The sequence below is a fragment of the Gordonia sp. C13 genome, assembly GCF_023218005.1.
In the GTDB taxonomy this organism is placed as follows: domain Bacteria; phylum Actinomycetota; class Actinomycetes; order Mycobacteriales; family Mycobacteriaceae; genus Gordonia; species Gordonia namibiensis.
In genome coordinates this window covers 34,355-57,569 of record NZ_JALPSY010000023.1, presented here as the reverse complement: position 1 = coordinate 57,569, position 23,215 = coordinate 34,355, and the positions used below count along the sequence as shown (strand labels likewise).

Sequence of the window (23,215 nt, the reverse complement as noted above, 5' to 3'; positions counted from 1 at the left end):
GCGACGTCATCACGGGGTGACGTCGAGAAGTGAGGACTACCTCACAGCCGGTTTTGGTCGTAGACACCGAGCGCCTACCGTAGAAGGGATAGGCCATACCCAAGCGTGTCGACACCAGAATCAAGGGTTTCGTATCCGGTTCCGGCGTCGGGGCGCGCCGAGCAACGGAAGACACCTACTCCATGAGCGACAACAGCCGCCCGCTTCGGGTTGCGATCGTCGGTGCCGGTCCCGCCGGGATCTACGCCGCCGACGCGTTGATGAAGTCCGACACCGCGAAGGATCGCGGCGTCAGCATCGACCTCTACGAGCGTATGCCGGCTCCGTTCGGACTGATCCGTTACGGCGTCGCGCCTGATCACCCGCGCATCAAGGGCATCATCACCGCCCTGCACAAGGTCCTCGACAAGCCGCAGGTCCGCCTGCTCGGCAACGTCGACTACGGCACCGACATCACCCTCGAAGAACTCAAGTCGCACTACGACGCGATCATCTTCTCCACCGGCGCCACCGACGACCGCGCCCTCGACATCCCCGGCATCGACCTCGAGGGCAGCTATGGCGCCGCACAGTTCGTCGCCTGGTACGACGGCCACCCCGACTTCCCGCGCACCTGGCCGCTGGAGCAGGAGAAGGTCGCCGTCATCGGCGTCGGCAACGTCGCCCTCGACGTCGCCCGCGTGCTGGCCAAGACCGGCGACGAACTGCTGCCCACCGAGATCCCGGCCAACGTCTACGAAGGACTCAAGGCCAACAAGGCCATCGAGGTCCACGTCTTCGGCCGCCGCGGACCCGCCCAGGCCAAGTTCACCCCGCTCGAGCTCAAGGAGCTCGACCACTCGCCCAACATCGAGGTCATCGTCAACCCCGAGGACATCGACTATGACGAGGGTTCTACCGTCGCCCGTCGCGGCTCGAAGATCACCGACCAGGTCGCCACGATCATCGAGAACTACGCGATCCGCGAACCGAAGCAGGGGGCGATCCACAAGCTGTTCCTGCACTTCTTCGAAAGCCCCGTCGAGATCCTCGGCGAAGACGGCAAGGTCGTCGGCCTGCGCACCGAACGCACCCAGCTCGACGGCACCGGCAACGTCAAGCCCACCGGCAAGATCACCGACTGGGAGGTCGGCGCGGTCTACCGTGCGGTCGGCTACCTGTCGGACAACCTGCCCGACATCCCCTTCGACTCCCAGGCCGGGGTCATCCCCAACGAGGCCGGACGCGTGTTCGACGAGGGTGAGCAGCTCACCGGCGTCTACACCACCGGTTGGGTCAAGCGTGGTCCGGTCGGCCTGATCGGCCACACCAAGGGCGACGCCAACGAGACCGTCGACTGCATCCTCAAGGACATGGAAGCCGACAAGCTCCTCGCACCGGCCACCCCCGGCGAGGACGCGATCATCGAGCTGCTCGAGTCCAAGAACATCCCGTTCACCACGTGGGACGGCTGGTACCGCCTCGACGAGCACGAACGCGCACTCGGTGCAGCCGAGGGCCGCGAGCGCGTGAAGGTCGTCGAACGCGAGGACATGCTCGCCGCATCCGAGCCCCACAAGGTGGCGCGTCCGTCCGCCTGAGGCGCCCTCAGCAACAACAACGACGAGGGGCGACCGGTTCTCACCGGTCGCCCCTCGTTTGTTCGTTCCGGACTCAGCGCCCGGGGATGGTGGGCACTCCCTTGACGTTGTTGCCGCCGCCGGTCACCTGGGCGGCCGACGCGGACGAGCCCGTGCCGAAGCGGTCGAACGGGTTGTCGATGCGACGGACGTTCCACCAGAAACCGACGTTGTCGGTCAGGTTCTCGGCGTAGTCGGAGATCGCGTAGCCGGAGATCGACGACGGGAAGCAGCCGAACCAGGTGGTCTTGATGGTCAGGGATTCGTTCTTCTTCAGCTGCGCCTTGAACTTCGTCGCGCCGCCGGTCTCCTGCAGTGTGACGTTGCGGAATTCGCCGTCACGCGCGGTGACGCGCATGAACCGGGTCATGCTCCACGCCTGGTTCCACGGGGTACCCGGGGCACCGAACTGGCAGTAGACCCCACCGGTCATCTGCAGGTTGGGGACGGCGGCCTGCGCGGGCGCGGCACCCACGAGCGTTCCTGCCGCGATGCTTCCCGCAGCCAGAACCCCGACAACGGCCCGTTTGAGTGACTTCATCGATCCTCCTGTTTTCACAACCCTGGAAACACTGGGCATATCGATCCGAGCTCAACGCAGTGTTACCGAAGACGCAACCTCCACTCACTCCGGTGCGGTCTTTCGTTACCCGAACGACATGAACGATGCCGCGCCACGAGCGTCGCCGAACAGCGTTGGTAAGGTAACCCTTCGTGCGCCGCCCCTTCCGTGTTCTCGGCATTCCCGTGCTGGTCGCGGTTCTGGTGGGGCTGGTCGTCGCCTCCGTGCTCTTCGGCACCCGTCCCGTCCCGCTCGACGAGGTCTGGGGGAGTTTCGCCGACGGGATCTCCGAGATCTGGGCCGCCCTCCTCGATCTCCGGATGCCGGCGATCAGCAAGGACACCGACGTCGACGGCATCGTCTGGGACCTCCGCGTCCCCCGAACCCTCCTCGGTCTGTTCGCCGGTCTGGCCGTCGGCGCCGCCGGTGCCCTCACCCAGGGACACACGTGTAACCCCATCGCCGATCCCGGCATCCTCGGCGTGAACGCCGGAGCCGCATGCGCCGTGGTGGCCGGTATCTACCTGGTCGGGATCACCAGCCCCGTCGCGTTCATGTTCTTCGGTCTGCTCGGCGCGATCATCGCCGCGACCGTCGTCTTCGGGCTGTCGGCACTGAGCGGCTCGAGTCCGCTCACCCTGGTCCTGGCCGGCACCGGCCTGACGGCGATGCTCACCGCGATCACCTCCTCGATCGTGCTCGTGGACACCAACTCGCTCGACCAGTGGCGGTTCTGGAGCGTCGGTTCGACCGCAGGCCGTGGCATCGACGTGTTCTGGGCGAGCCTGCCGTTCATCGGAGTCGGACTGGTGTTCGCGCTGGCGAGCGGCTTCTTCCTGAACGTCCTCAGCCTCGGCGACGACATGACCAAGGCGCTGGGCTCGCGGGTGGTCCTGATCCGCGCGCTCGGCATCCTGACGATCACCCTGCTGATCGGCGCCGCCACCGCGGCCTGCGGGCCCATCGTGTTCCTCGGACTCGTCGTGCCGCACATCGCCCGAGCGTTCGTCGGCGCCGATTACCGCTGGATCATCCCGTATTCGGCGCTGCTCGGCGGGATACTCCTCGTCGGTTGCGACATCCTCGGCCGCGTCGTCGCGCGCCCGGGTGAGGTCCAGGTGGGCGTCATGCTGGCCCTGGTCGGCGCTCCGTTCCTGATCTTCATGGTCCGTCGGCAGAAGTTGGCAACCGTATGAACTCCTCCGACGTGACGACGCCCGAGCCCGCCGCCGGTGGGACCGGATCTCGTGCGCGCAGCATCGCCCCGCATCCCGGCGGCTACCGCGTCGCGATCGAACCGGTGTCGTTCGTCGTGCGCACACGCATGCTGATCGTCGCGCTCGTCTCGGCGGTACTCGCCGTGGTGCTGTTCCTGACCAGCGTCGGCGTCAGCGACTTCCCCCTCACCCCGATCGACGTCGCGCGAATCCTGTTGGGTGGGGGCACCCGCATCGAGAACGTCGTCGTCTTCGACGTCGCGCTCCCCCGGGCCCTCGTCGGACTGCTGGTGGGCATCGGGCTCGGGTGCTCCGGCTCTCTCACCCAACTGATCTCGCAGAATCCCCTCGCCACCCCCGACATCCTCGGCATCACCGCCGGAGCGAGCGCGGCGGCGGTCGCGGCCATCGCCTTCTCGAACACGAGCTGGGGCAGCTGGTTCGGCGAGCTCGGTGTCCCGGCGTCGGCGATGATCGGCGCGCTGCTGACCGCAGCACTCATGTACGTGCTCGCATGGCCCGGCCGCAAGGCCAACAGCGGCATCAACCCGTTCCGCCTCGTGCTGATCGGTGTCGGCATGACCTGGATGCTGCAGGCGCTGACCAACTTCCTGTTGACCCGCGCCGACATCCGCGATGTGGGGCGCGCCCAGGTGTGGCTGGTCGGCTCGGTCGCCAACGTGGGCTGGTCCAATGTCTGGCCGGTGGTCGGCGGCGTCGTCTTCGGGATCGTGGTGATCGTCGTGCTCTCACGGCAGATCGGCATGCTGAGCCTCGGGCCGGATCTCGCACGCGGACTCGGCGTCCGCACCGGCGCGGTGTCCACGACACTGCTGCTGACCGCGGTCCTAATCAGTGCGCTGTGCGTGTCCGCCGCCGGGCCGATCGCGTTCGTCGCCCTGCTCGCCCCGCAGATCGCACTGCGCCTGGCCCGCACCGCGGTGCCGACCCCGCTCCTGTCCGGCCTGGTCGGTGCATCCCTGGTGCTCGGCGGAGATCTGTTGTGCCGCACGGTGCTGCCCGGCGGCCTACCCGTCGGCATCGTCACCGCCGCGATCGGCGGACCGTTCCTCATCTACCTGATGATCGCGATGTCCCGGAAGGCGACCGTATGACCATCTCCCCCACCGAGAACGCCCCGCAGGCGACGTCCCGGCTCCGCGGCAGCGGACTCACCGTCGGCTACGACCAGCGGGTGGTCATCGACGGCCTGGACATCGACATCCCCGACGGCCAGGTCACGACCATCATCGGCTCCAACGGGTGCGGTAAGTCGACGTTGCTCCGATGCCTCGCCCGACTGCTGCCGCCCAAGGCCGGCACGGTCTATCTCGACGGCGACGACATCGCGCACGTGCGGCCCAAGCAGATCGCCCGGACCCTGGCGATCCTGCCCCAGAACCCGGTCGCCCCCGAGGGATTGACCGTCGCCGATCTCGTCGGCCGGGGCCGGCACCCGCACCAGCGGTGGTACCAGCAGGCGACCGCGGCCGACGAAGCCGCCGTCGCCGAGGCGATGGAGATGACCGACACCCTCGAACTCGCCGACCGAACCCTCGACGCCCTCTCCGGCGGTCAGCGCCAGCGGGTCTGGATCGCGCTCACGCTCGCGCAGGGCACCGACCTCATCCTGCTCGACGAGCCGACCACCTACCTCGACCTCGCCCACTCGATCGACGTCCTCGACCTCGTCCGCCGCCTCCGCGACGACCACGGCAAGACCGTGGTGATGGTCCTGCACGACCTCAATCTCGCGGCACGCTACAGCGATTCGCTGGTGGTCATGAAGAACGGCGCCATCGTCACCACCGGCACCCCGGCCGAGGTCATCGACGCCGAGATGCTCGACGAGGCCTTCGGCCTGCGGGCACATGTGATGACGGACCCGATCTCGGGCGGACCGCTGATCGTGCCGCTCGGCGCGCACACCCGCGCCTTCTAGGCGCCTGGATCCCGTTCGCGGCCGGCGTCGTTGGCGAGCATCTGCTCCCGCAGCGAGTCGTAGACGGGCGGGGTCCCGGAGAGGTGTGCGACGAGTACGGCCGCCGCGGTCGCGGCGAGCATGGGGACCGCCACGGTCGTCGTCGCGCTCATCTCCATCACCACGACCATGCCGGTGAGCGGCGCCCGCACCACCGCGCCGAACAGTGCGGCCATGCCCGCGAGCACGAGGGCATCGCGCAGCGTCGAATCCGATTGCGGGATCACGGCCTCGAGGCCCGCGGAGAACAGCACACCCCACAGCGCACCGAGTGCGAGCATCGGCGCGAACAGACCACCGGGTGTGCCCGCGGCGTAGGACAGCGGTCCGGCGACGAACCGGACGACGAACAGTGCGGCGACCACCGGCAGGACCACCGAGCCGTCGAAGATCTGTTGCGCCAGGTTGTCTCCGCCACCGGCCGCGTCGGTGTCGACGGCCATCAGGCCGCCGACGATCGCGCCGATGATCGCGGCCCTCGCGATCTGTGGGACGCGCGTGATCCCCCGAACCGCGGTGATCGCCCCGAGAACCGCTCGGCCATAGGCGATCCCGATGAGGCCGCTGAGAAGACCGAAGACCACGAACACCGGCAGCAGGGTGATCGAGGGCGGCGCGACCACGCCGACGAGGAAATCGGGCCGGTCGCCGAGGATCACGTGGCCGCAGGCCACCGCCGCGGCCACGGCGAGGATGGTCGGTACCACCACCCGGATCCGGAAGGAGTGGGCCACCTCCTCGAGCGCGAAGAGCGCGCCACCCACGGGCGCGGTGAAGGCGACGGCGAGACCGGCCCCGCTGAGCGAGGTCTGCATGACGCGGACGTCGTGCTCATCGAGCTTGGCACGGCGCCCGGTCTCGGAACCGACAGCGGCACCCATGTGCACGGTCGGGCCCTCCCGACCGAGGATCAGACCCGAGCCGATCGCGGCCAGCCCACCGACGAAGCGGGCGGGGATCACGCGCAGCGGCGCCGGCTCCGCCTCACCACGTTCGACCGCCTCCACGTGCTGGATGCCGCTACCGGCCGCGATCGGCACCAGGTGCGAGATGAACGCACCGAGGGCCGCACCCGCGGCCGTCAGTGCGACCGGGATGAGCCACCCCGGGGCGCCCAGACCGTCGGCCCAGTCCAGCATCTCGAACCGCCACCGGTTGAGATGGTCGAGGCACCACCGGAAAGCCCCGCCGAGGACACCGGTCACGCAGCCGGCGACGACGGCGAGCACGCACAACCTCACCAGGCCCTGATTGTCGGTCGTCGGCGAGGTCACAGAAGGAAGTTACCGCGCACGACGCCCCCATCCGGCACTTCCGAACAGCAGGTTCGTGTCATCGAGGGATCAATCGGAGTCACACCGGCTGGATCAGACGCCCCTGCACTACCAGCGACGCGGTCTGCTTCAACCGCCGGACACGAATGCTGACCGAGTAGCCGAGAATCCCTTCCATCGCACCGATTCTGGTGCGCAGATACCGGTAGAAGTCGTCGGCGTCGCGGCAGATCACCGAGACCATGAGGTTGTGTTCGCCGCTGATCGCCGCCGCGAACGCGACCTCGTCGTGCGCGGCGACCGCCTCGCCCACCGCATCGATGGCGTGCGGCGACACCTTGAGCCACAGGGTGGCGCTCAGCCCGAAACCCAGCCGCTCCGGCAGGATCTCGACGTCGTACTGCAGCGCGCCGCTCTGTTCCAGGGTCCGCAGTCGTCGACGCACCCGTCCCACCGTCCACCCGCAGACACGCGCCAGCTCACGATGCGGCAGCCGACCGTCCTGCGTCAGCGCATCGATGAGCGGCGCATCGTCGTCGGTGAGGCGCGCGTTCTCGATGAGCCCACCGCCCTCGGGTTCCTCGTCGGCGCCGGCGATACCGCACGCCGCCGCGGCCAGCAGCGCGCGGGACTCCTCCGGCAACCACCCGCCGAAGCCGGTCCACTTCGAGGCCGAACCCGGGTTGAAGGCGTGCAACAGGAGATCGACGTGAAGGTCGAGGACCGCTGCGCGTGACGGCAGCGCCGCGAGCAGCGCATCGTCGCCGACGTCCCCGATCGGCGCCCGCACGATGCAGACGATCTCGGACCCGCCGGACACTACGTAGGCGAAGACCACGTCACGTCGCCGGGCAAGGGACGCGGCCAGCGGCTCCAACCGGTCCGGGCGGCATCGCACACGTGCCACCCACTCCGCATCGCCACGCACCGCCGGGCGGACGACTCCGACGACTCTCGTCACCCCGGCCCGGCGCAGTGCCTGGTACCGCCTCGCCGCGGTCTGCTCCGAGATTCCGGCGACCTCCCCGAGCAGGCGGAACGATGCGCGCGGATACACCTGAAGAGCGCGGAGGATTGTTCCGTCGGTGTCGTCCATTGTGGAGGAATACTACCGACCTATGTCGCTTCAACCGACAAATGTGCCGCGCAGAACGTTGTGGTTGCAGGTTTCGTACCCCCACCCCGGACAATTGGGGTCCTGCGCTTCGCGCGGCAACCATCGCCGGGTCCCCATCCGAGACGACGACCCGTGGTCGCGTCCGGTAGGACCGTGCCACCCCTGACATCGAAAGCGAGTGTGCGTGACCACCACGTCCACCACCCTTCCCGCTCCCCCCGAGCGCCGGACGGCCACCATCGTGATGGCCTGCCTCGGCGTCTTCGTGGCCTACCTGCCGATCACCAGCGTCGCGGTGAGCCTGCCGGCGATCGGCAACGCCCTCGGCGCGTCGACGGCGCAGCTGTCCTGGGTGCAGGACGCCTTCGTGCTGCCGATGGCGGCGTTCATCCTGACCGCTGGTGTCTTCGGCGATGTCCACGGTCGACGCAAGGTCTATCTGACCGGCCTCGCGCTGTCCGCAGTGGGCGCCGTCGTCGCACTGTCGGCGCAGTCCATCGCCTTCGTGTGGGTCGGCCAGGCCCTGGCCGGCACCGGCGCCGCGGCCCTGCTGCCGACGACCCTCGCGCTCATCAGCCACGCGGTCCCCGACTTCCGGGAACGCGGCAAGTTCATCGGTATCTGGGCGTCGTCGCTGATGTTGGCGCTGACGGTGGGGCCGATGATCGCCGGACCGGTGGCCGAGAACCTCGGCTGGCGATTCATCTACGTGTTGCCCGTCCCGTTCGCCGTCACCGCCTTCGCGATCGCCCTGGCCGCGCTTCCGGAATCGCGTGCACCGCACAACCGGCGCCTCGACTGGCCCGGTCAGGTGACCGCCGCCGTCGCGGTCACTGCACTGGTCTTCGGCGTGATCGAGGCCGGCGTCAACGGACTGGGCGACGCCCGCGTGATCGTCGCCCTGATCATCGCGGTGCTCTCGGGTGCGGCCTTCGTCGCCGTCGAACGTCGTTCCGACAGCCCCATGCTCGACCTCGCACTGTTCCGCAGTCGCGCGTTCACCGTCACCACACTGATCGCGATGATCAGCTTCCTGTCGCTGATCGGCTTCATCTTCGTGCTCAGCATGTACTTCGGCCTGGTGCAGCAACTCGGCACGATCGAGGCCGGCTGGCGCCTCGCGCTGATGAACGGCGCCTCCATGGTCGTAGGTGCGCTTGCGGGCAAGCTGATGCACCGGGTCCAGGCGCGCATCCTGATCGGCGGCGGCCTGGCCGCGGTCGCCGCGGCACAGTTCGCGCTGCTCACCATCGACGCCGACACCTCGTTCGCCGCGATCGGGTGGCGCCTGGTCGTGCTCGGTCTCGGCATGGGTTTCGTGATGGCCCCGATGACCGCGACCGCAGTCGCCGCGGTGCCCTACCGACTGGCGGGCATGGCGGCAGCGGGCAACAACGCCTTCCGTCAGGTCGGCGGTGCGCTCGGTCCGGCCGTCCTCGGCGCCCTGCTCACCGCGGGCGCGGTGAGCTCGCTTCCCCGGCAGCTCGCCGATGCGGGAATCGACGGCGAGCTGCGCGAGCGCGTCGTCGACGCGGTGGACGGCGAGGGTCTCGGTGCCGTGGCAGGTCTCGACCTCGGCGCGGACACCCCGACGGTCATGAACGCCGTCGGGGACGCCTTCCTCGACGGCATGCAGCTGTGCCTGATCTTCTCGGGCGCCCTCACCGCCGCAGCCGCCGTGCTGTGCCTGGTGATGCTCAAGCCCGGGACAGGCGCCGCCCACTAGTCACCGACGCATTGCGGCAGTTGGTTCCGGATTCCGGAACCAACTGCCGCAACTTTGTTCTCCGGGCCGATCAGGCGAAGGCCGCGGCCACATCGGCGGCGCGTCGGAGCTGGTCGGGGTCCGAACTCGTCGGGATGAGCTGCACCTCGTCGGTGCCGATGTCGGCGAAGCGGCGCAGCACCTCGGCGAGCTCGGCCTCGGTACCCGACCACCCCGTCGTGGGCGCGATGGCGTCGACGAACTCCGACGGAATCCAGTTCATGTAGTGGTGCAGATGCCGAGTCACCTGCGCCCGCGGCGCCTCCCCCTCGCCGATGGCGAACCAGAACGATGTCGCGAGATGCGGTGCGGGTCGCCCGGCCTCGGCCCACGCCGACCGCGCGACGTCGAACAGTTCGTTCTGCTTCGAGGCATCGAGGTCGAGGGTGACGCCAGCGATGCCGTCGGCCCAGTCGACGGCGCTGCGGATGGTCTTGGGTCCGGTGGTTCCGACGTGCAGCGACGGACCGCCCTTGCGATACGGCGACGGCCCGACCGGAAGCACCGACTCGGTCAGCTTCTCGCCGGCCCAGACCTGCTTCATGGTCTCCGCCCGGGCGGCGAGTTGCCTCATGGTCTGGGTGGACGGGTCCGCGCCGACGGCCCGGTAGTCCTCGTGCCGGCCGCCGACTCCGAGCGCCACCGTGAGCCTGCCCTCCGACAACATGTCTCCGGTCGCCAGTGCCTTCGCGAGCATGACCGGGTCGTGCAGCTGGGGCACCACGACCGTCATCACCAGGGGTACGCGCCGGGTCCACGCGGCCACCGCGCCGAGGAATGTCAGACACTCGGGGTTGTCGAACGCTATCCGCTCACCCCAGCACAGGGAGCTGAAGGGGCCGTCGTCAATGGTGGTGGCCCATGAGTGGAGGGTCTCTGCGTCGAGATCCGGCTCCATCACGGGCATCGTCATCCCGATGCGCACAGGCGCCATTCTGGCACGCGGGGGTCGGGCGTATCCCGTTCTCGGAGAACGAGCCTCACCAGACGAAGGCGCCGCCCGTCCAGATGCTGGTGGCGACGAGCGCGAAGAGCAGTTCGATGCCGATCGTCTTGGCCGCGGCCCTGAGTGCGGCCACCGCACCGCGCCAGGCCAACTCGAGGCTCTGGGTCCGCACGAGTTCGGCGGCGACCGCGCCCACGACGAAGCCCAGGAGCAGACCGATCACGGGCACGACGAAGAAACCGACGATCCCGACGATTCCACCCACCACGACGGTTCGGTTCGGAATTCCGTCCGTACGCAACGACTTTCCGGCAACGAGGTATTTGATGACCTCGCCGACCACGAGCACGAGGAGGGCTGCGGCGAACACCGACCAGGCCCAGCCGCCCACGACGATCGCCCAGACGAGCAGCGCGCCGGCGATCAGCAGCGTTCCCGGCAGGATCGGGACGACGATCCCGACCAGGCCGACGAAGATGACGGCCGCGACCAGCAGCTCACCCCAGAGCGGCACCTGTACGACGCCCGATCAGTCGCCGGCGACGGGCGACCCGGAGGCCGGCTCGTCGGCGGGATCACCGGTCTTCACCAGCGACGTCATGACCGGGGACTGCCCCGGGGCCACCGAACGGGGCGGGCCTGCGGGACGGGGCGCCCCGGGAGGTGCCATCGGCCGCTGACCTCCGGGACCGCCGATGGGTCGGGGTGCGGGGCGTGGCCCGGGAGGCGGTACCGGGCGGCCGGTCGGCGGGACGGGACGACCGGGCGGCGGACCGGCAGGCCCGGGCGGCGGACCGACAGGTCCGGGCGGCGGACCGACGGGTCCGGGTTGGGGGCCGGGACGGCGCGGCGGTGGGGGCGGCGGCAGAACCGTCGCCTTGCGGACAGCGGGACGGCCCGGCACGGGTGTGACGAGAGAAGCCGCCCGCACGGCACGCTCGCGAGCGGCGGGGACGTCGTCGGCGGTCGCGGTGACCACCCCCATGCGTCGGCGATGGTAGCTCTCGGGCTTGCCGAACAGGCGGATGTCGGTCTCGGGCACCGCGAGTGCCGCCGCAACGTTCTCGAATCCGATGGCGGGCTGGTCGAGCTGCCCGTAGATCACCGCGGACGCGCCGGGCGACGCCAGGGTGACGTCGACGGGCAGGCCGAGGATCGCGCGGGCGTGCATCTCGAACTCCGACAGCCGCTGGGTCGCCATGGTGACGAGGCCGGTGTCGTGCGGCCGCGGGCTCACCTCGGAGAAGTAGACGTCGTCGCCCTGGACGAACAGCTCGACACCGAAAACACCACGGCCGGCGAGCTTTCCGTCACCGAGCGCGGTGGCGATGCGTGCCGCGATCGAGGTCGCGGAGGCATGCGCGTCCGGACTCATCTCGTGCGGTTGCCAGCTCTCGACGTAGTCGCCGTTGATCTGGCGGTGACCGATGGGGGCGCAGAAATGCGAGGTCAGCAGCCCGGTCCGCGGGTCGATCGCGCGCACCGTGAGAAGCGTGATCTCGTAGTCGAATTCGATGAACCCCTCGACGATGACGCGGTTGCCCTGGACGCGGCCGCCGGTGTTCGCGGTCTCCCACGCCGCCGCGACGTCGTCGGGTCCGCGCAGGACCGACTGCCCCTTGCCGGAGGAGGACATCACCGGCTTCACGACGCACGGGAAGCCGATCTGCCGGGCGGCGACCGTCAGCTCCTCGAGGGTGTCGGCGAAGAGGTACGGCGACGTCGGGAGGCCGAGTTCCTCATCGGCGAGGCGTCGGATGCCCTCGCGGTTCATCGTGGCGACGACAGCACTCGCGGTCGGGATGACCTCCGCGATGCCGCGCTCGGCGACCTCGACGAGCGCCTCCGTCGCGATGGCCTCGATCTCCGGCACCACGTAGGCGGGCCGATGCTTGTCGATGACGGCGAGCAGCGCTTCCGGGTCGGTCATGTCGATGACCTCGGCGTGATGCGCGACCTGCTGGCCGGGTGCGTTGGCGTAACGATCCACGGCGACGACCTCGACGCCGAGACGCTGGAACGCGATCACGACCTCTTTGCCGAGTTCGCCCGCACCGAGCACCATCACCTTGGTCGCCGTCGGACTCAGCGGCGTACCGATGACATCCGACGGGCCGATCGTCGGCGCCGGCTGATCCGCGCTGGTCGCGCTCTCGCTGTTCGACGTCATTCCCAAATCCTACTTGTCGCCGGCGCGGGTTCTGCCACGGTGACACCCGGTTGTGCGGTGTCGTGGTGTGGCTCTCAACCGATGACCTCGTGCACGTAGCACCACCTCCAGCTCTCGCCGGGTTCGGCGGAGCGCATGACCGGATGGGCGGTGTCGTGAAAGTGCGCGGTCGCATGCCGGCGCGGACTCGAGTCACAGCATCCGATGTACCCGCATCGCAGACACATCCGCAGGTGAGCCCAGTGGTCCTCCCCGATCGCGAGGCAGCCCTCGCAGGAAAGCCTCTCGCCCGCCGGTGGTTCCGGCACAGGTATCGAGTCGTCCGCGACCGCGGCCAGCTCGGGGCAGCGCGCCGACGGGTCCGACGCGGCGTCGGCGTCGGGCGCCGGACCCGACGAGGCGTCGCCGCGGGACGAGAACCGGCGGAAGATCTGCATGTTCACCATTATCAACCAGGCCTCCGGCGATTACAGTCGCTCGGATGAGTGCATCGCTTCTGGTCATCGCGGTCGTCGCGTTGGCGGTGGCTGCTCTCTGCCGTCGCTACGGGTTGTCCTCGCCGCTGATCCTGGTCACCGTCGGCCTGGCGATCGGTTGGATCCCCGGCCTGCCGACGCCGGAGCTGAACCCCGAACTCGTACTCTTCCTCATCCTGCCACCACTGCTGTACTCCGCTGCCCAGGAGAGCTCGTACCAGGCGATCCGAGCACGCTGGCGTGGGATCGCGGCGCTCGCTGTTGGCCTACCGCTGGTGACGACGGTCGTCGTCGGGTTCGTCGCCCATCTGACCGTCCCCAACCTCCCACTGTCCGCGGCTCTCGTGCTCGGTGCCGTGGTCGCTCCTCCGGATGCGGTGTCGGCGCAGGCGATCGGCCGTCGCCTCGGACTTCCCCGGCCGGTCATGACTCTCCTCGGCGGTGAGAGCCTCCTCAACGACGCCACGGCACTGACCGCGTTCCGCATCGCCCTCGCGGCCGCCATCGGCCTGACCACGTCACTGGGCGAGGGGTTGCTGACCTTCGCCGTCGCGGCGATCGGCGGCCTCGTGGTCGGCCTCCTCTTCGGCATGGCGGTCTCGTGGGTACGGGTGTGGTTGACCGACCCCCCGATGGAGACCGCGATCGGCATCCTGGTGCCCTTCGCCGCCTATTTCGTCGCCGAACAGCTGCACTGCTCGGGCGTGATCGGCGTGGTGACGGCCGGATTGTTCCTCGGTCAGCGGTCGGCCCGCCTCGGCTACGCCACCCGGCTTCAGGACGAAGCGGTCCGCAAGTCCATCGACGTCATCCTCGAATCCTTCGTCTTCCTGCTCATCGGCGTCCAGATGCCGTTCATCATCGAGGGCGTCGAGGGCGAATCGTGGGTTCAGGTCGCCATCGATGCCGCCGCAGTGCTCACCGCCACCATCGTCATCCGGTTCCTCTGGGTCTACCCGGCCGCCTTTTTACCGGGTGTGATCTTCCGCGGGAAGCTCGGACCGGATCCGCGCCCGACACCGGCCTCGGTCTTCGTCGTCTCCTGGGCGGGGATGCGCGGAGTGGTCTCACTCGCTGCCGCCTTCGGCATCCCGTTGACGACCGAGTCCGGCGAACCCTTCCCGGCGCGCGCCGAGATCCTGCTCCTGACGTTCGTGGTCGTGGTCGGCACTCTCCTGATCCAGGGCACCACGCTGCCCTGGGTGATCCGGAAGCTCGGCGTCACCGGCGACGAGCGCGCGCAGGATCGTCTCGCCTATGCCGCCGCCCAGGACCGGGCCTCGCGGGAGGCCGAGCGTCGACTCGAGGAGATCGCCGCCGGCCTCGCCGACGACGACCCCAGCCGTATGCAGGTGGTCCTCATGCGCAAATGGATCACCTCGCAGCGCAATGTGGCGTGGGAGGAACTCGGCCGTGGCCCCGAGACGATCGGCGAGAGCCCCACCGCCGCAGGCTCCCGTATCCGCACCGAACTCCTGCACCTGCAACGCAAGGTGTTCATCGAGGAGCGCGACGCCGGGCGCATCGACGACGAGGTTCTGCGAATCGCGCTCCGCAGACTCGACTTCGCCGAGGGACAGGGCGACCGGGACGCCTGAATGCCCGTGAGTAGCCCGGAGCCTGCGACGAGCCGTATCGAAGCCAGCCTGACCTCGATACGCGGCGTCCTCGCTCCGCTCGGTCGACGCTACTCGGCCGGCGGGGCAGGAGCCTGCGGAAGCCTTTCCCGCTCCGCTCGGTCGGCGCTACTCGGCCGGCGGGGCAGGAGCTTGCGGAACCCCTTCCCGCTCCCTGAGTAGCCCGGAGCCTGCGGAGGGCGCATCGAAGGGCGAAGGGTCATCCACCTGAACGATGGCGGGGAGTTCTGCCCATGTTCCAGACGAAAAACCTGCTCTAACTTCGGTTTCCATGACAACAACGCACACCCGCCTGGCCACCGCCGGCGCCTCACTCGTCCTCGCCGCCGGCGCGCTCGCCGCCGGCACGTCCACGGCCGGCGCGGCCCCGATCGCGCCGTCGTGCGACGGCAACCAGTACACCGTCACCTCGGTCGTGACCGCGAAGTCCGCCGCCACCATCTGCCAATGGGGCAACGGTGATCTCGAATACCGGGGCGTCGCACGCAGTTCGGGAAACACCCTGTGCATCCCGGTCTCCGGCGTGTTCGAACAGGAGAACGGCAGCGGCCGTTACTACTACGTCGCCTACAACAACGGGTACAAGTACTCCGTCTTCGACGGCCTCGGCCTCAGCATCGTCGGGCCCGACGGCCTCCTGATCAGCTCCGAGGACGCCATCTGACCACCTAGCCGGTGTCCGTTTCCGCAGTCGCCTTCTCCCCCAGCGTGTTCTCGAGGGTCGCCGTGCGCTCCCCCGTGGCGGCCGCGTAGACGACCGTCTCGGCCGTCCGGCCGCGCAACGACAGGGTTTCCAGCTGGGTCCAGCGACGGGCTTCGGCCGGATCGGCGGCCTCGACCGCGCGTCCCGACGCCAACGGACTCGACGGGTCGCGTTTGGCGAGTTCGGAGAGCCGCGCACTCTCGTTCACCGGGTCGCCGATCACCGTGTACTCGAAACGTTCGATGGCGCCGACGTTTCCGGCCACCACGGCCCCGTAACTCACCCCGACCCCCGCGGACAGTTCGGGCACCTCGACCGCGAGGTCGGCGACGATGCGACGTGCCGCCGCGAGTGCCGCGCCGGCCGGGTCGTCGAGTTCGATGGGCGCGCCGAAGACCGCCAGGACGGCGTCGCCCTCGAACTTGTTGACGAGTCCGTCATTGTCCTCGACGGCTCGGACGATCACGGCGAAGAACTTGTTGAGGATCTCCACGACCTCGGTCGGACGGCGTTGCGCAGCAAGAGTCGTCGAACCGATCACGTCCACGAAGAGGGCGGCAGCCACCCGCTCGGTGCCACCGAGTTCGGGATCCGACGACAACGCCGCCTCCGCGACCTCGCGGCCGACGTGGCGCCCGAACAGGTCACGCATCCGTTCCCGTTCCCGCAGCCCCGAGACCATCGCGTTGAAACCCACCTGCAGGTCACCGAGTTCGGTGCCGTCGTAGACGACGAGGTCGGCGTTCTCGAGATCGCCCGAGGTCACGCGGTTCATCCCGGACCGCACGGAACCGATCGGCCCGGTGATGCTCATCGACGAGAGCAGTGTCAGCAGCAGACCGGTGAACAGGGCGGTGAGGCCCAGGACCGTCACTCCGATGAAGAGGTCCAGCTTCGACGTCTCGTCGCGCCCCACTCCGAATGCCACGACCAGCAGGATGCCGATGATCGGGATCGCCGACCCGACCATCCACGACACCACCGCCCGGGTCTTCACACCGGTGCGTTTGCGGCGGTGGAATCCGGCCGAGATCAGTTCGGCCACAATGGGCCGCAGGGTGAAGTCGATAAAGAGGTACGAGATGCCCACCACGACGACGCCGCTCATGCCGACGACGAAGAGCGTCTTGGGGATCAGCTGCGGGTCGGCGACGCCGTACATGATCGTCAGCATCACGGTGGCACCCGCCCAGAGCAGGCCCTGCACCAGCGACAGTCGCCAGGGCAGGCGCATCGTGCGGCGCGCATCGCGCTTGGTCGGGGCCTCGTCGCGGATCGCCCACCGGAGATTCCGGACGCCCACCAGGGTGCCCCAACCGATCCCGATGACGAACGCGCCGAGGATGTACACGGGTACGGCGATGTAGTTCACCCACCACAATTCGGCGGTGAAGACCGTCGGTTGCGGGATGCCCACGGCAGCCAGAGCGGTCGCGACGACGGCGCCGAAGATGTTCGCCACCACGATCGACGTGGTCAGCAGTGTCTGGATTCGAACGCGTTGCTTGACCCCGCTCTCCTCGACCGAGCCGAGCAGAATCGACCCGTAGTCGCGGCTCCCCCGCCTCGAACGCATGCCCAAGCTAATCACGACGACCGCGTCGATCGCCCGCCCCTGCACCCGCCGATTCAGGACGAACCGGACGATCGGCGGACGCGACCTGCAGGAACGCCTTAACCTGAAGCGACATCATCGTCATCAACGGCTCGCCGAAAGCAGCGTCATGACCGCATCCGATGTCCCTACCCGCCCAGCGCCGGTCGACATGTCCCGCAACCCGTTCCTCACCGGCGTCTTCGCCCCGCAGCGTGACGAGGTGGACGCCGTCGACCTACCGGTCAGCGGGGAGATCCCGGCCGACCTGCGAGGTAGCTACCTGCGCAACGGGCCCAACATGCGCTTCGACCCGATCGGTTCGTATGTGTACCCGATCGACGGGGACGCCATGGTGCACCGCATCAGCCTCGACGGCGGGCGTGCGTCGTATCGCAACCGTTTCGTCCGTACCCCGATGGTCCTCGCGGAAGAGGCTGCCGGACATGCCATCTGGTCGGGCATCACCGACGGTTACACCCCGTCGGCAGCGGAGGTCGGCGACGAGTTGGCGGGCACGACCCGCGAATTGCCCGACATCAACATCGTGCGTCACGTCGGGCGGCTGCTGGCGATGGCCGAGGCGGACCGCCCGTACGAGATCTCACCGGCCGATCTGGCGACCGTCGGGCGAACCGACTGTGACGGTGCAATGTTCGTCGGCAGCACCGCGCACCCGAAGATCGACCCGTCGACCGGGGAGATGGTGCTGTTCAACTACGTACTCGAAGCGCCGTACCTGACCTGGGCCGTCGTCGGTCCGGATGGCCGGGCGACTCGCAAGCCGACCCCGGTCGACGGGATCGACGCCCCGATCATGATCCACGACATGGCGCTGACCAGTCGCTACATCGTGCTGTTCGTGTGCCCGCTGGTCTTCGATTTCGCGTCGGTGATGAGCGGCGGGTCGTTGCTGTCGTGGCAGCCTCAGCGCGGGACCCGCATCGCACTGATCCCCCGGGACGGCACCGCGGTGCGCTGGATCGACACCGACCCGTTCTGGGTCTGGCACTTCGCCAACGCCTTCGACAATCCCGACGGCTCGGTCACCGTCGACTATGTGGAGTGGACCTATCCGGGCGGCTTCTCCGACCAGCCCACGCCCGCGACGTCGTCTCTGACGCGGGCGGTGCTCCGGCCCGACGCCGGGATCAGCAAGACCGTCCTGAACAGCGCCGAACCGGACATGGAGTTCCCGCGCGTCGACGACCGGATGCTGACGCGGGAGCATCACCGCATCGCCACCGTCGCGAAGGGCCCGCGGGACGGCACAGATCTCGACAGTCTGTGGTTCCACGACCTCGCCGCCGGGACGGAGACGGTCTGGACCCCGGGTGCCGCGATCGGCGAACCGATCTACATCCCGGGCGCCGAACGCGACTACTGGGGCGCGATCGGCACCGACCCGACCGACATGACCTCGCGGTTCTACCTGCTCAGCGCCGACGCCCCGCAGGACGGCCCGATCGCCACCGTGGACCTACCGATCCGCGTACCCGCCGGACTACACGGCGCGTGGCTGCCGAACCCCTCCGCTTCTTGAGGTGCGAAGCGCGCGACAACACCACCCTCCGCTGCCTGAGGTGCGAGGAGCGCAAGCCGCCGGGCTGAGTAGCGACGAAGGAGCGTATCGAAGTCGACGAGCCACGAAGGCCTGGTGGGACGACGTCGCGGGCCCTTCGAGGCTCGCTTCGCTCGCACCTCAGGGAGCGAGGGGGTCGCTTCGCTCGCACCTCAGGGAGCGAGGGGGTCGTAGCTCAGGCGATCGCGCGACGAACGATCGTCTGATCACGTCCCGGGCCGACGCCGATGCACGAGATGTGGGCGCCGGAGAGCTCTTCGAGCCGCAGGATGTAGTTCTGCGCGTTCTGCGGCAGCTCCTCGAACGTCTTGCACTGGGAGATGCCCTCCCACCAGCCGGGCATCTCCTCGTAGATGGGCTTGGCGTGGTGGAACCCGGTCTGGGTCATCGGCATGTCCTCGATGCGCTCGCCGTCGACCTCGTAGGCCACGCAGATCGGGATCGTGTCGATGCTGGACAGCACGTCGAGCTTGGTGAGGAAGTAGTCGGTGATGCCGTTGACGCGGGTGGCGTAGCGGGCGATCACGGCGTCGAACCAACCGCAGCGACGGGCGCGGCCGGTGGTGACGCCGACCTCGCCGCCGGTCTTGGCCAGGTACGCACCCCAATCGTCGAACAGCTCGGTCGGGAACGGACCGGAGCCGACGCGCGTGGTGTAGGCCTTCAGGATGCCGAGAACCGTGGTGATCTTGTTGGGGCCGATGCCCGCGCCCACCGCGGCGCCGCCGGCGGTCGGGTTCGACGAGGTCACGTACGGGTAGGTGCCGTGGTCGACGTCGAGCAGCGTGCCCTGCGAACCCTCGAGGAGCACGGTCTCGCCGCGCTCGAGGGCCTGGTTGAGCAGCAGCCGGGTGTCGGCGATGCGGTGTTTGAAGCCTTCGGCCTGACCGAGGACCTCGTCGACGACCTGCGCCGGGTCGAGGGCCCTGCGGTTGTAGATCTTGACCAGGATCTGGTTCTTCAGTTCGAGGGCAGCCTCGACCTTCTGCGTGAGGATCTTCTCGTCGAGCACGTCGGCGACGCGCACACCCACGCGGGCGATCTTGTCCTGGTAGCAGGGCCCGATGCCACGACCGGTGGTGCCGATCTTCTTGTTGCCGAGGAAGCGCTCGGTGACCTTGTCGATGGCCACGTGGTACGGCATCAGCAGATGGGCGTCGGCGGAGATGAGGAGGCCGGTGGTGTCGACGTCGCGGTCCTCGAGTCCGCCGAGTTCGGTGAGCAGCACACCCGGGTCGACGACGACGCCGTTGCCGATCACGTTCTGCACGCCGGGGGTGAGGATGCCGGACGGGATGAGGTGCAGGGCGAAGGTCTCACCGGAGGGGAGTACGACGGTGTGGCCGGCGTTGTTGCCGCCCTGATACCGGACAACCCAGTTGATCGAGCCGCCGAGCAGGTCGGTGGCCTTCCCTTTGCCCTCGTCGCCCCACTGGGCGCCGATAAGCACGATCGCGGCCATGATTCAGGTACTCCTTTGTGTGGCGCGCTTGAACTGATCAGAACAAACCTCACCAACACTACTGTGTTCAGGCTCCCGATACCCTATCCGCGTGTCTTTCGCCCTGATCACCCAAGCCAGTCGCGCCGACGACAAGAAGGCGATCCGTGCCGCCGTGGCCGACGCCCTGTCCGATTCCGACGTCACCCGCCTCATCGTCGAACCTCGTGTGGCCGAACGATTCGCGCCCACCCTCGCCGAGGAGGCCGACACCTTCCTGGATCAGGTGGTGGCCGCCCTGATGACCTCCGAGCGGCTCGACGTGGAAGTGGCGTATGTCTCGGCTGAGGCGACCGCGGCGACCCGCCGATACCGGCTTCCGCACGGGCCGGCCGCCCGCGAGCTCGCCGAGAACGGCACCGCGAGCCCGGTGCCCCTCATCCGCGACGACGCCGCGACGGTCGTCCTCGGCAGCGCGCGTCACCTCGGCGCCGAGGGCGCCAAGCTGCACGGTGAGTCCTACGTCGACAGCGAGCGGCTCTTCGACGGCGAGGTCCGGTCCATCCTCATCGAACCCACGCTCGAGGCCCCGGGTCTGCGTGCCCAGGTCGAGCGGTTCCTGCTGCCGGGCAAGTGGTTCGCCGGACGCGCGGTGCAGACCGGCGGCACCAGCATCGTGGTCGAACGCGAGGGCGTCGTGAACGAACGCGTGCTGAAGCGGTCGACGTTCTACCGGCACGTCACCGATCTGCTGCTCGTCCGACCCTGACCGGACCCGGTCAGCCGACCGGGATCGGCGCCGGCGTCGGGGCGGTCTCGTCGCCGGCGGTCTTGGCGGCGGCTTCGACCTCGGCGTCGTTGCCGGTCGTCAGGTGCAGGTCGTCGCGGCGGATCAACGACGTGGCGACGACGCTGATGACCGCGGTGAGCACGAGATAGCCGGCGGCCAGCCACGGCGACCCGGAGGCCGCACCTATCAGCGCGGTCAGGATCAGCGGGGTCAGGCCCGAGGCGTAGATGCCGGAGAACTGGTAGACCACCGACAGGCCGGTGTAGCGGACCCGGGTCGGGTACAGGCTCGCGAACAGCGTGCCCTGGGCGCCGTAGAACAGGGCGTGGATCACGCCGAACACGATCACGAGCGCGACGGTGAACCAGACGAGGTTCTCGGTTCCGAAAAGGGCGAACACCGGATAGACCGACAGCCCGTAGGCAGCCATGCCGGCGCGGTAGACCGGTTTGGCGCCGTACCGGTCGGTGAGCTTTCCGGATACCGGGAGAAGGACCGCCATCACGAGGGACGCGATCGTCACGGCCACCAGGACCGGGACTTTTTCCATGTCGAGTTCGCTTGTCGCATAGGCGATCGCGAAGACGCCCCAGGTGTTGAACGCCGATCCCTCACCCCAACGGGCGAGAAGGCCCAGCACCGTGTTGCGGGTGTTCGGCGGGAGCACGACCTCGCGGATCGGTGCCGTCGACTTCTGCGCGAGTTCGGCGACCTCGGCGAAGGCCGGCGTCTCGTCGACCTTGAGTCGCACCACGAAGCCGATGACGACGAGCACGATGCTCACGAGGAAGGCGATGCGCCACCCGTAGGTCAGGAACGCGTCGTCGTCGAGCGCCACCTGGAGGAGGGCGAACACCCCCGTGCCGAGCGCGAGACCGAGGGCGAGACCAATCTGCGGGATGCTGCCGAACAGACCGCGCTTGCGATCGGGGCTGTGCTCGACCGCGAGCAGCACGGCCCCGGCCCACTCGCCGCCGAGGGCGAAGCCCTGCACGATGCGCAGCAGGAGAAGAAGGATCGGGGCGACGACGCCGACGGCCTCCGCGGTCGGCAGCACACCCATCAGCGCGGTGGCGATGCCCATCATGACCATCGTGATCGCGAGGGTTCGCTTGCGGCCGATCCGGTCGCCGATGTGCCCGAAGATCACGCCGCCGATCGGCCGGACGACGAACCCGACCGCGAAGGTCGCGAACGACAGCAGGGTTCCGACGAAGGAACTCTGGTCCGGGAAGAACAGCTGGTTGAACACCAGGCTCGCGGCGGTCGCGTAGAGGAAGAAGTCGTACCACTCGACGGTGGTGCCGAGGAGACTCGCGGCCACGACCGTGCGGAGTCGCTTGCGGCGCTCGGCGTCGGTCTCGTGAGCCGTCGGGGACGCGGAAGTCTGCTGAGGTGAGGCCATGACCGGCTTACGGTATCGGCGACGCGCCATTCCTCGTCGACTACGAATCAGCGTGAGCGAAAACCGCCGCGCTTGCGCGGCACGGCCTCCGACGTTCCGCGAGTCAGGACGCGAAGTAGTCGTCGAGGGTGACCATGCGCAGCTTTCGCTGACGGATGATGTCGACCAGTTTCGGATAGACCTTGGTGACGGGATCGTGGTTGGCGTGGCCGATCACCACGGTCTGCGGCCGGAAGTATTTGCGGGCGCACTGCACGAGGTACTTCTCGGTGATCAGGCCGGAGTCCGACAGTGAGCCGTACCAGAGTGTCGGCATGGTGTAGCCGAGATCGGCGGCCACGGCGTCCACCGACGCGTTGTGGTAGCCGAAAGGCGGCCGGTAGTAGGGCGTGCCGTCGACGCCGTACTGGTTCTTCAGGAACCGCATGGTCCGGCCGAGTTCGTCGGCGATGCCCTTGGCCGAGAGCTCGGTGAGCGCCGGATGCGTCCAGGTGTGGTTGCCCAACTGGATTTGTCCGGATTCGACGAGCGGCCGCAGTTCTGCGCGGTGGTCGGTCCATCCGTCGAACGAACCGGTCACGAAGAAGGTCAAGCGGGCGCCGGTGTCCTGGGCGAACTTCACGTAGGCGCCGATGACCTCGGAGCTGGCACCGTCGTCGACCGTGAGCGCGATGTGCCGGCCTTTGCCCGGCAGGCCGGTGATCGGCTCGTCGGGCAGCGGGTGGCGCGTGCCGATCGCTGGGAGCAGCAGCCCTGCAGGCGACACCGACGGCGTGGGCGAGGTGGGTGCCGGCGGGGTGGGCGTGGGTGGGGTCGGGGGCGTGATCTCGGCGGCCGGGACCGGCGAGGCGCAGCCGGACAGGGTGGTCGCGGTCAGGGCACCCACCGTGCCGGCCGCGAGTATCGCGAGGAAGTCGCGTCGTTCCATGCCGGGAA

At 68.6% G+C, this 23,215-nt stretch carries 20 protein-coding genes; 9 read left to right on the top strand and 11 right to left on the bottom strand.

From position 1 onward, the window contains the following. The first annotated feature begins 182 nt into the window (after window positions 1–182). On the top strand, window positions 183–1,580 hold the full coding sequence (locus tag M1L58_RS17085) for an FAD-dependent oxidoreductase (protein WP_248659802.1): 1,398 nt from the start codon (window positions 183–185) through the stop codon (window positions 1,578–1,580). Window positions 1,581–1,653: 73 nt separating this feature from the next. Here the strand turns inward: M1L58_RS17085 and M1L58_RS17080 are convergent, their stop codons facing one another. Then, on the bottom strand, window positions 1,654–2,160 hold the full coding sequence (locus M1L58_RS17080) for a hypothetical protein (RefSeq protein WP_006867969.1): 507 nt from the start codon (window positions 2,158–2,160) through the stop codon (window positions 1,654–1,656). 173 nt (window positions 2,161–2,333) lie between these two features. Here M1L58_RS17080 and M1L58_RS17075 point away from each other — a divergent pair, with 173 nt between their 5' ends. Genes M1L58_RS17075 through M1L58_RS17065 form a run of 3 tightly spaced genes read left to right on the top strand, consistent with a single transcriptional unit; the run spans window position 2,334 to window position 5,340 of the window. Continuing rightward, complete coding sequence (locus M1L58_RS17075; RefSeq protein WP_248659801.1) at window positions 2,334–3,377, top strand: FecCD family ABC transporter permease; 1,044 nt, start codon at window positions 2,334–2,336, stop codon at window positions 3,375–3,377. Beyond that, window positions 3,374–4,513, top strand: a complete 1,140-nt coding sequence (locus tag M1L58_RS17070) for a FecCD family ABC transporter permease (protein ID WP_248659800.1) — start codon at window positions 3,374–3,376, stop codon at window positions 4,511–4,513. Before M1L58_RS17075 ends, M1L58_RS17070 begins: the two co-directional genes overlap by 4 nt. Then, entirely contained in the window at window positions 4,510–5,340 is an 831-nt protein-coding gene (locus M1L58_RS17065) for an ABC transporter ATP-binding protein (RefSeq protein ID WP_248659799.1), read from the top strand. The genes M1L58_RS17070 and M1L58_RS17065 overlap by 4 nt, the downstream gene beginning before the upstream one ends. Here the strand turns inward: M1L58_RS17065 and M1L58_RS17060 are convergent. Together M1L58_RS17060 and M1L58_RS17055 are read right to left on the bottom strand one after the other, a co-directional pair. Beyond that, window positions 5,337–6,653 carry a ClC family H(+)/Cl(-) exchange transporter gene (locus M1L58_RS17060; RefSeq protein WP_248659798.1) on the bottom strand — a complete coding sequence of 439 codons (1,317 nt, stop codon included), beginning with the start codon at window positions 6,651–6,653 and terminating at the stop codon, window positions 5,337–5,339. The genes M1L58_RS17065 and M1L58_RS17060 overlap by 4 nt on opposite strands. Before the next feature lie 79 nt (window positions 6,654–6,732). Next, window positions 6,733–7,749 carry an Lrp/AsnC family transcriptional regulator gene (locus M1L58_RS17055; protein WP_006867964.1) on the bottom strand — a complete coding sequence of 339 codons (1,017 nt, stop codon included), beginning with the start codon at window positions 7,747–7,749 and terminating at the stop codon, window positions 6,733–6,735. Window positions 7,750–7,954: 205 nt separating this feature from the next. On the opposite strand from M1L58_RS17055, the gene M1L58_RS17050 reads away from it, so the two are divergent. Beyond that, window positions 7,955–9,496: an MFS transporter gene (locus M1L58_RS17050; RefSeq protein WP_248659797.1), complete on the top strand. Its 1,542-nt coding sequence runs from the start codon at window positions 7,955–7,957 to the stop codon at window positions 9,494–9,496. Between the two features lie 70 nt (window positions 9,497–9,566). Here the strand turns inward: M1L58_RS17050 and M1L58_RS17045 are convergent, their stop codons facing one another. The 4 genes from M1L58_RS17045 to M1L58_RS17030 form a co-directional block, all read right to left on the bottom strand. Next, window positions 9,567–10,469 (bottom strand): LLM class flavin-dependent oxidoreductase, encoded by a 903-nt coding sequence (locus tag M1L58_RS17045; protein ID WP_248659796.1) that lies wholly within the window; start codon window positions 10,467–10,469, stop codon window positions 9,567–9,569. A 46-nt stretch (window positions 10,470–10,515) separates the two neighbouring features. Further along, complete coding sequence (locus M1L58_RS17040) at window positions 10,516–10,995, bottom strand: DUF456 domain-containing protein (protein ID WP_248659795.1); 480 nt, start codon at window positions 10,993–10,995, stop codon at window positions 10,516–10,518. A gap of 15 nt (window positions 10,996–11,010) precedes the next feature. Beyond that, the gene (purT, locus tag M1L58_RS17035) at window positions 11,011–12,651 is read right to left on the bottom strand and encodes a formate-dependent phosphoribosylglycinamide formyltransferase (RefSeq protein WP_248659794.1); all 1,641 of its coding nucleotides are present in this window, start codon (window positions 12,649–12,651) and stop codon (window positions 11,011–11,013) included. Between the two features lie 74 nt (window positions 12,652–12,725). Next, window positions 12,726–13,088 (bottom strand): UBP-type zinc finger domain-containing protein, encoded by a 363-nt coding sequence (locus tag M1L58_RS17030; protein WP_154884130.1) that lies wholly within the window; start codon window positions 13,086–13,088, stop codon window positions 12,726–12,728. 44 nt (window positions 13,089–13,132) lie between these two features. On the opposite strand from M1L58_RS17030, the gene M1L58_RS17025 reads away from it, so the two are divergent. Further along, window positions 13,133–14,725 carry a Na+/H+ antiporter gene (locus M1L58_RS17025; RefSeq protein WP_248659793.1) on the top strand — a complete coding sequence of 531 codons (1,593 nt, stop codon included), beginning with the start codon at window positions 13,133–13,135 and terminating at the stop codon, window positions 14,723–14,725. Between the two features lie 310 nt (window positions 14,726–15,035). Continuing rightward, a complete protein-coding gene (locus tag M1L58_RS17020; protein ID WP_248659792.1) occupies window positions 15,036–15,428 on the top strand; it encodes a hypothetical protein in 393 nt (130 codons plus the stop codon). A gap of 4 nt (window positions 15,429–15,432) precedes the next feature. Here the strand turns inward: M1L58_RS17020 and M1L58_RS17015 are convergent, their stop codons facing one another. Beyond that, window positions 15,433–17,043, bottom strand: coding sequence for an adenylate/guanylate cyclase domain-containing protein (locus M1L58_RS17015; protein WP_248659791.1), 1,611 nt, complete (start codon window positions 17,041–17,043; stop codon window positions 15,433–15,435). Window positions 17,044–17,191: 148 nt separating this feature from the next. On the opposite strand from M1L58_RS17015, the gene M1L58_RS17010 reads away from it, so the two are divergent. Beyond that, complete coding sequence (locus M1L58_RS17010; RefSeq protein ID WP_248659790.1) at window positions 17,192–18,604, top strand: carotenoid oxygenase family protein; 1,413 nt, start codon at window positions 17,192–17,194, stop codon at window positions 18,602–18,604. Between the two features lie 214 nt (window positions 18,605–18,818). On the opposite strand, the gene M1L58_RS17005 is transcribed toward M1L58_RS17010, so the two are convergent. Beyond that, window positions 18,819–20,105 (bottom strand): adenylosuccinate synthase, encoded by a 1,287-nt coding sequence (locus M1L58_RS17005; protein WP_248659789.1) that lies wholly within the window; start codon window positions 20,103–20,105, stop codon window positions 18,819–18,821. Window positions 20,106–20,196: 91 nt separating this feature from the next. Here M1L58_RS17005 and M1L58_RS17000 point away from each other — a divergent pair, with 91 nt between their 5' ends. Continuing rightward, on the top strand, window positions 20,197–20,853 hold the full coding sequence (locus M1L58_RS17000) for a hypothetical protein (RefSeq protein WP_248659788.1): 657 nt from the start codon (window positions 20,197–20,199) through the stop codon (window positions 20,851–20,853). A gap of 10 nt (window positions 20,854–20,863) precedes the next feature. Here M1L58_RS17000 and M1L58_RS16995 read toward each other — a convergent pair whose 3' ends face one another. Next, window positions 20,864–22,279: an MFS transporter gene (locus M1L58_RS16995; protein ID WP_248659787.1), complete on the bottom strand. Its 1,416-nt coding sequence runs from the start codon at window positions 22,277–22,279 to the stop codon at window positions 20,864–20,866. A 103-nt stretch (window positions 22,280–22,382) separates the two neighbouring features. Beyond that, entirely contained in the window at window positions 22,383–23,207 is an 825-nt protein-coding gene (locus M1L58_RS16990) for a polysaccharide deacetylase family protein (RefSeq protein WP_248659786.1), read from the bottom strand. Window positions 23,208–23,215 lie beyond the last annotated feature (8 nt).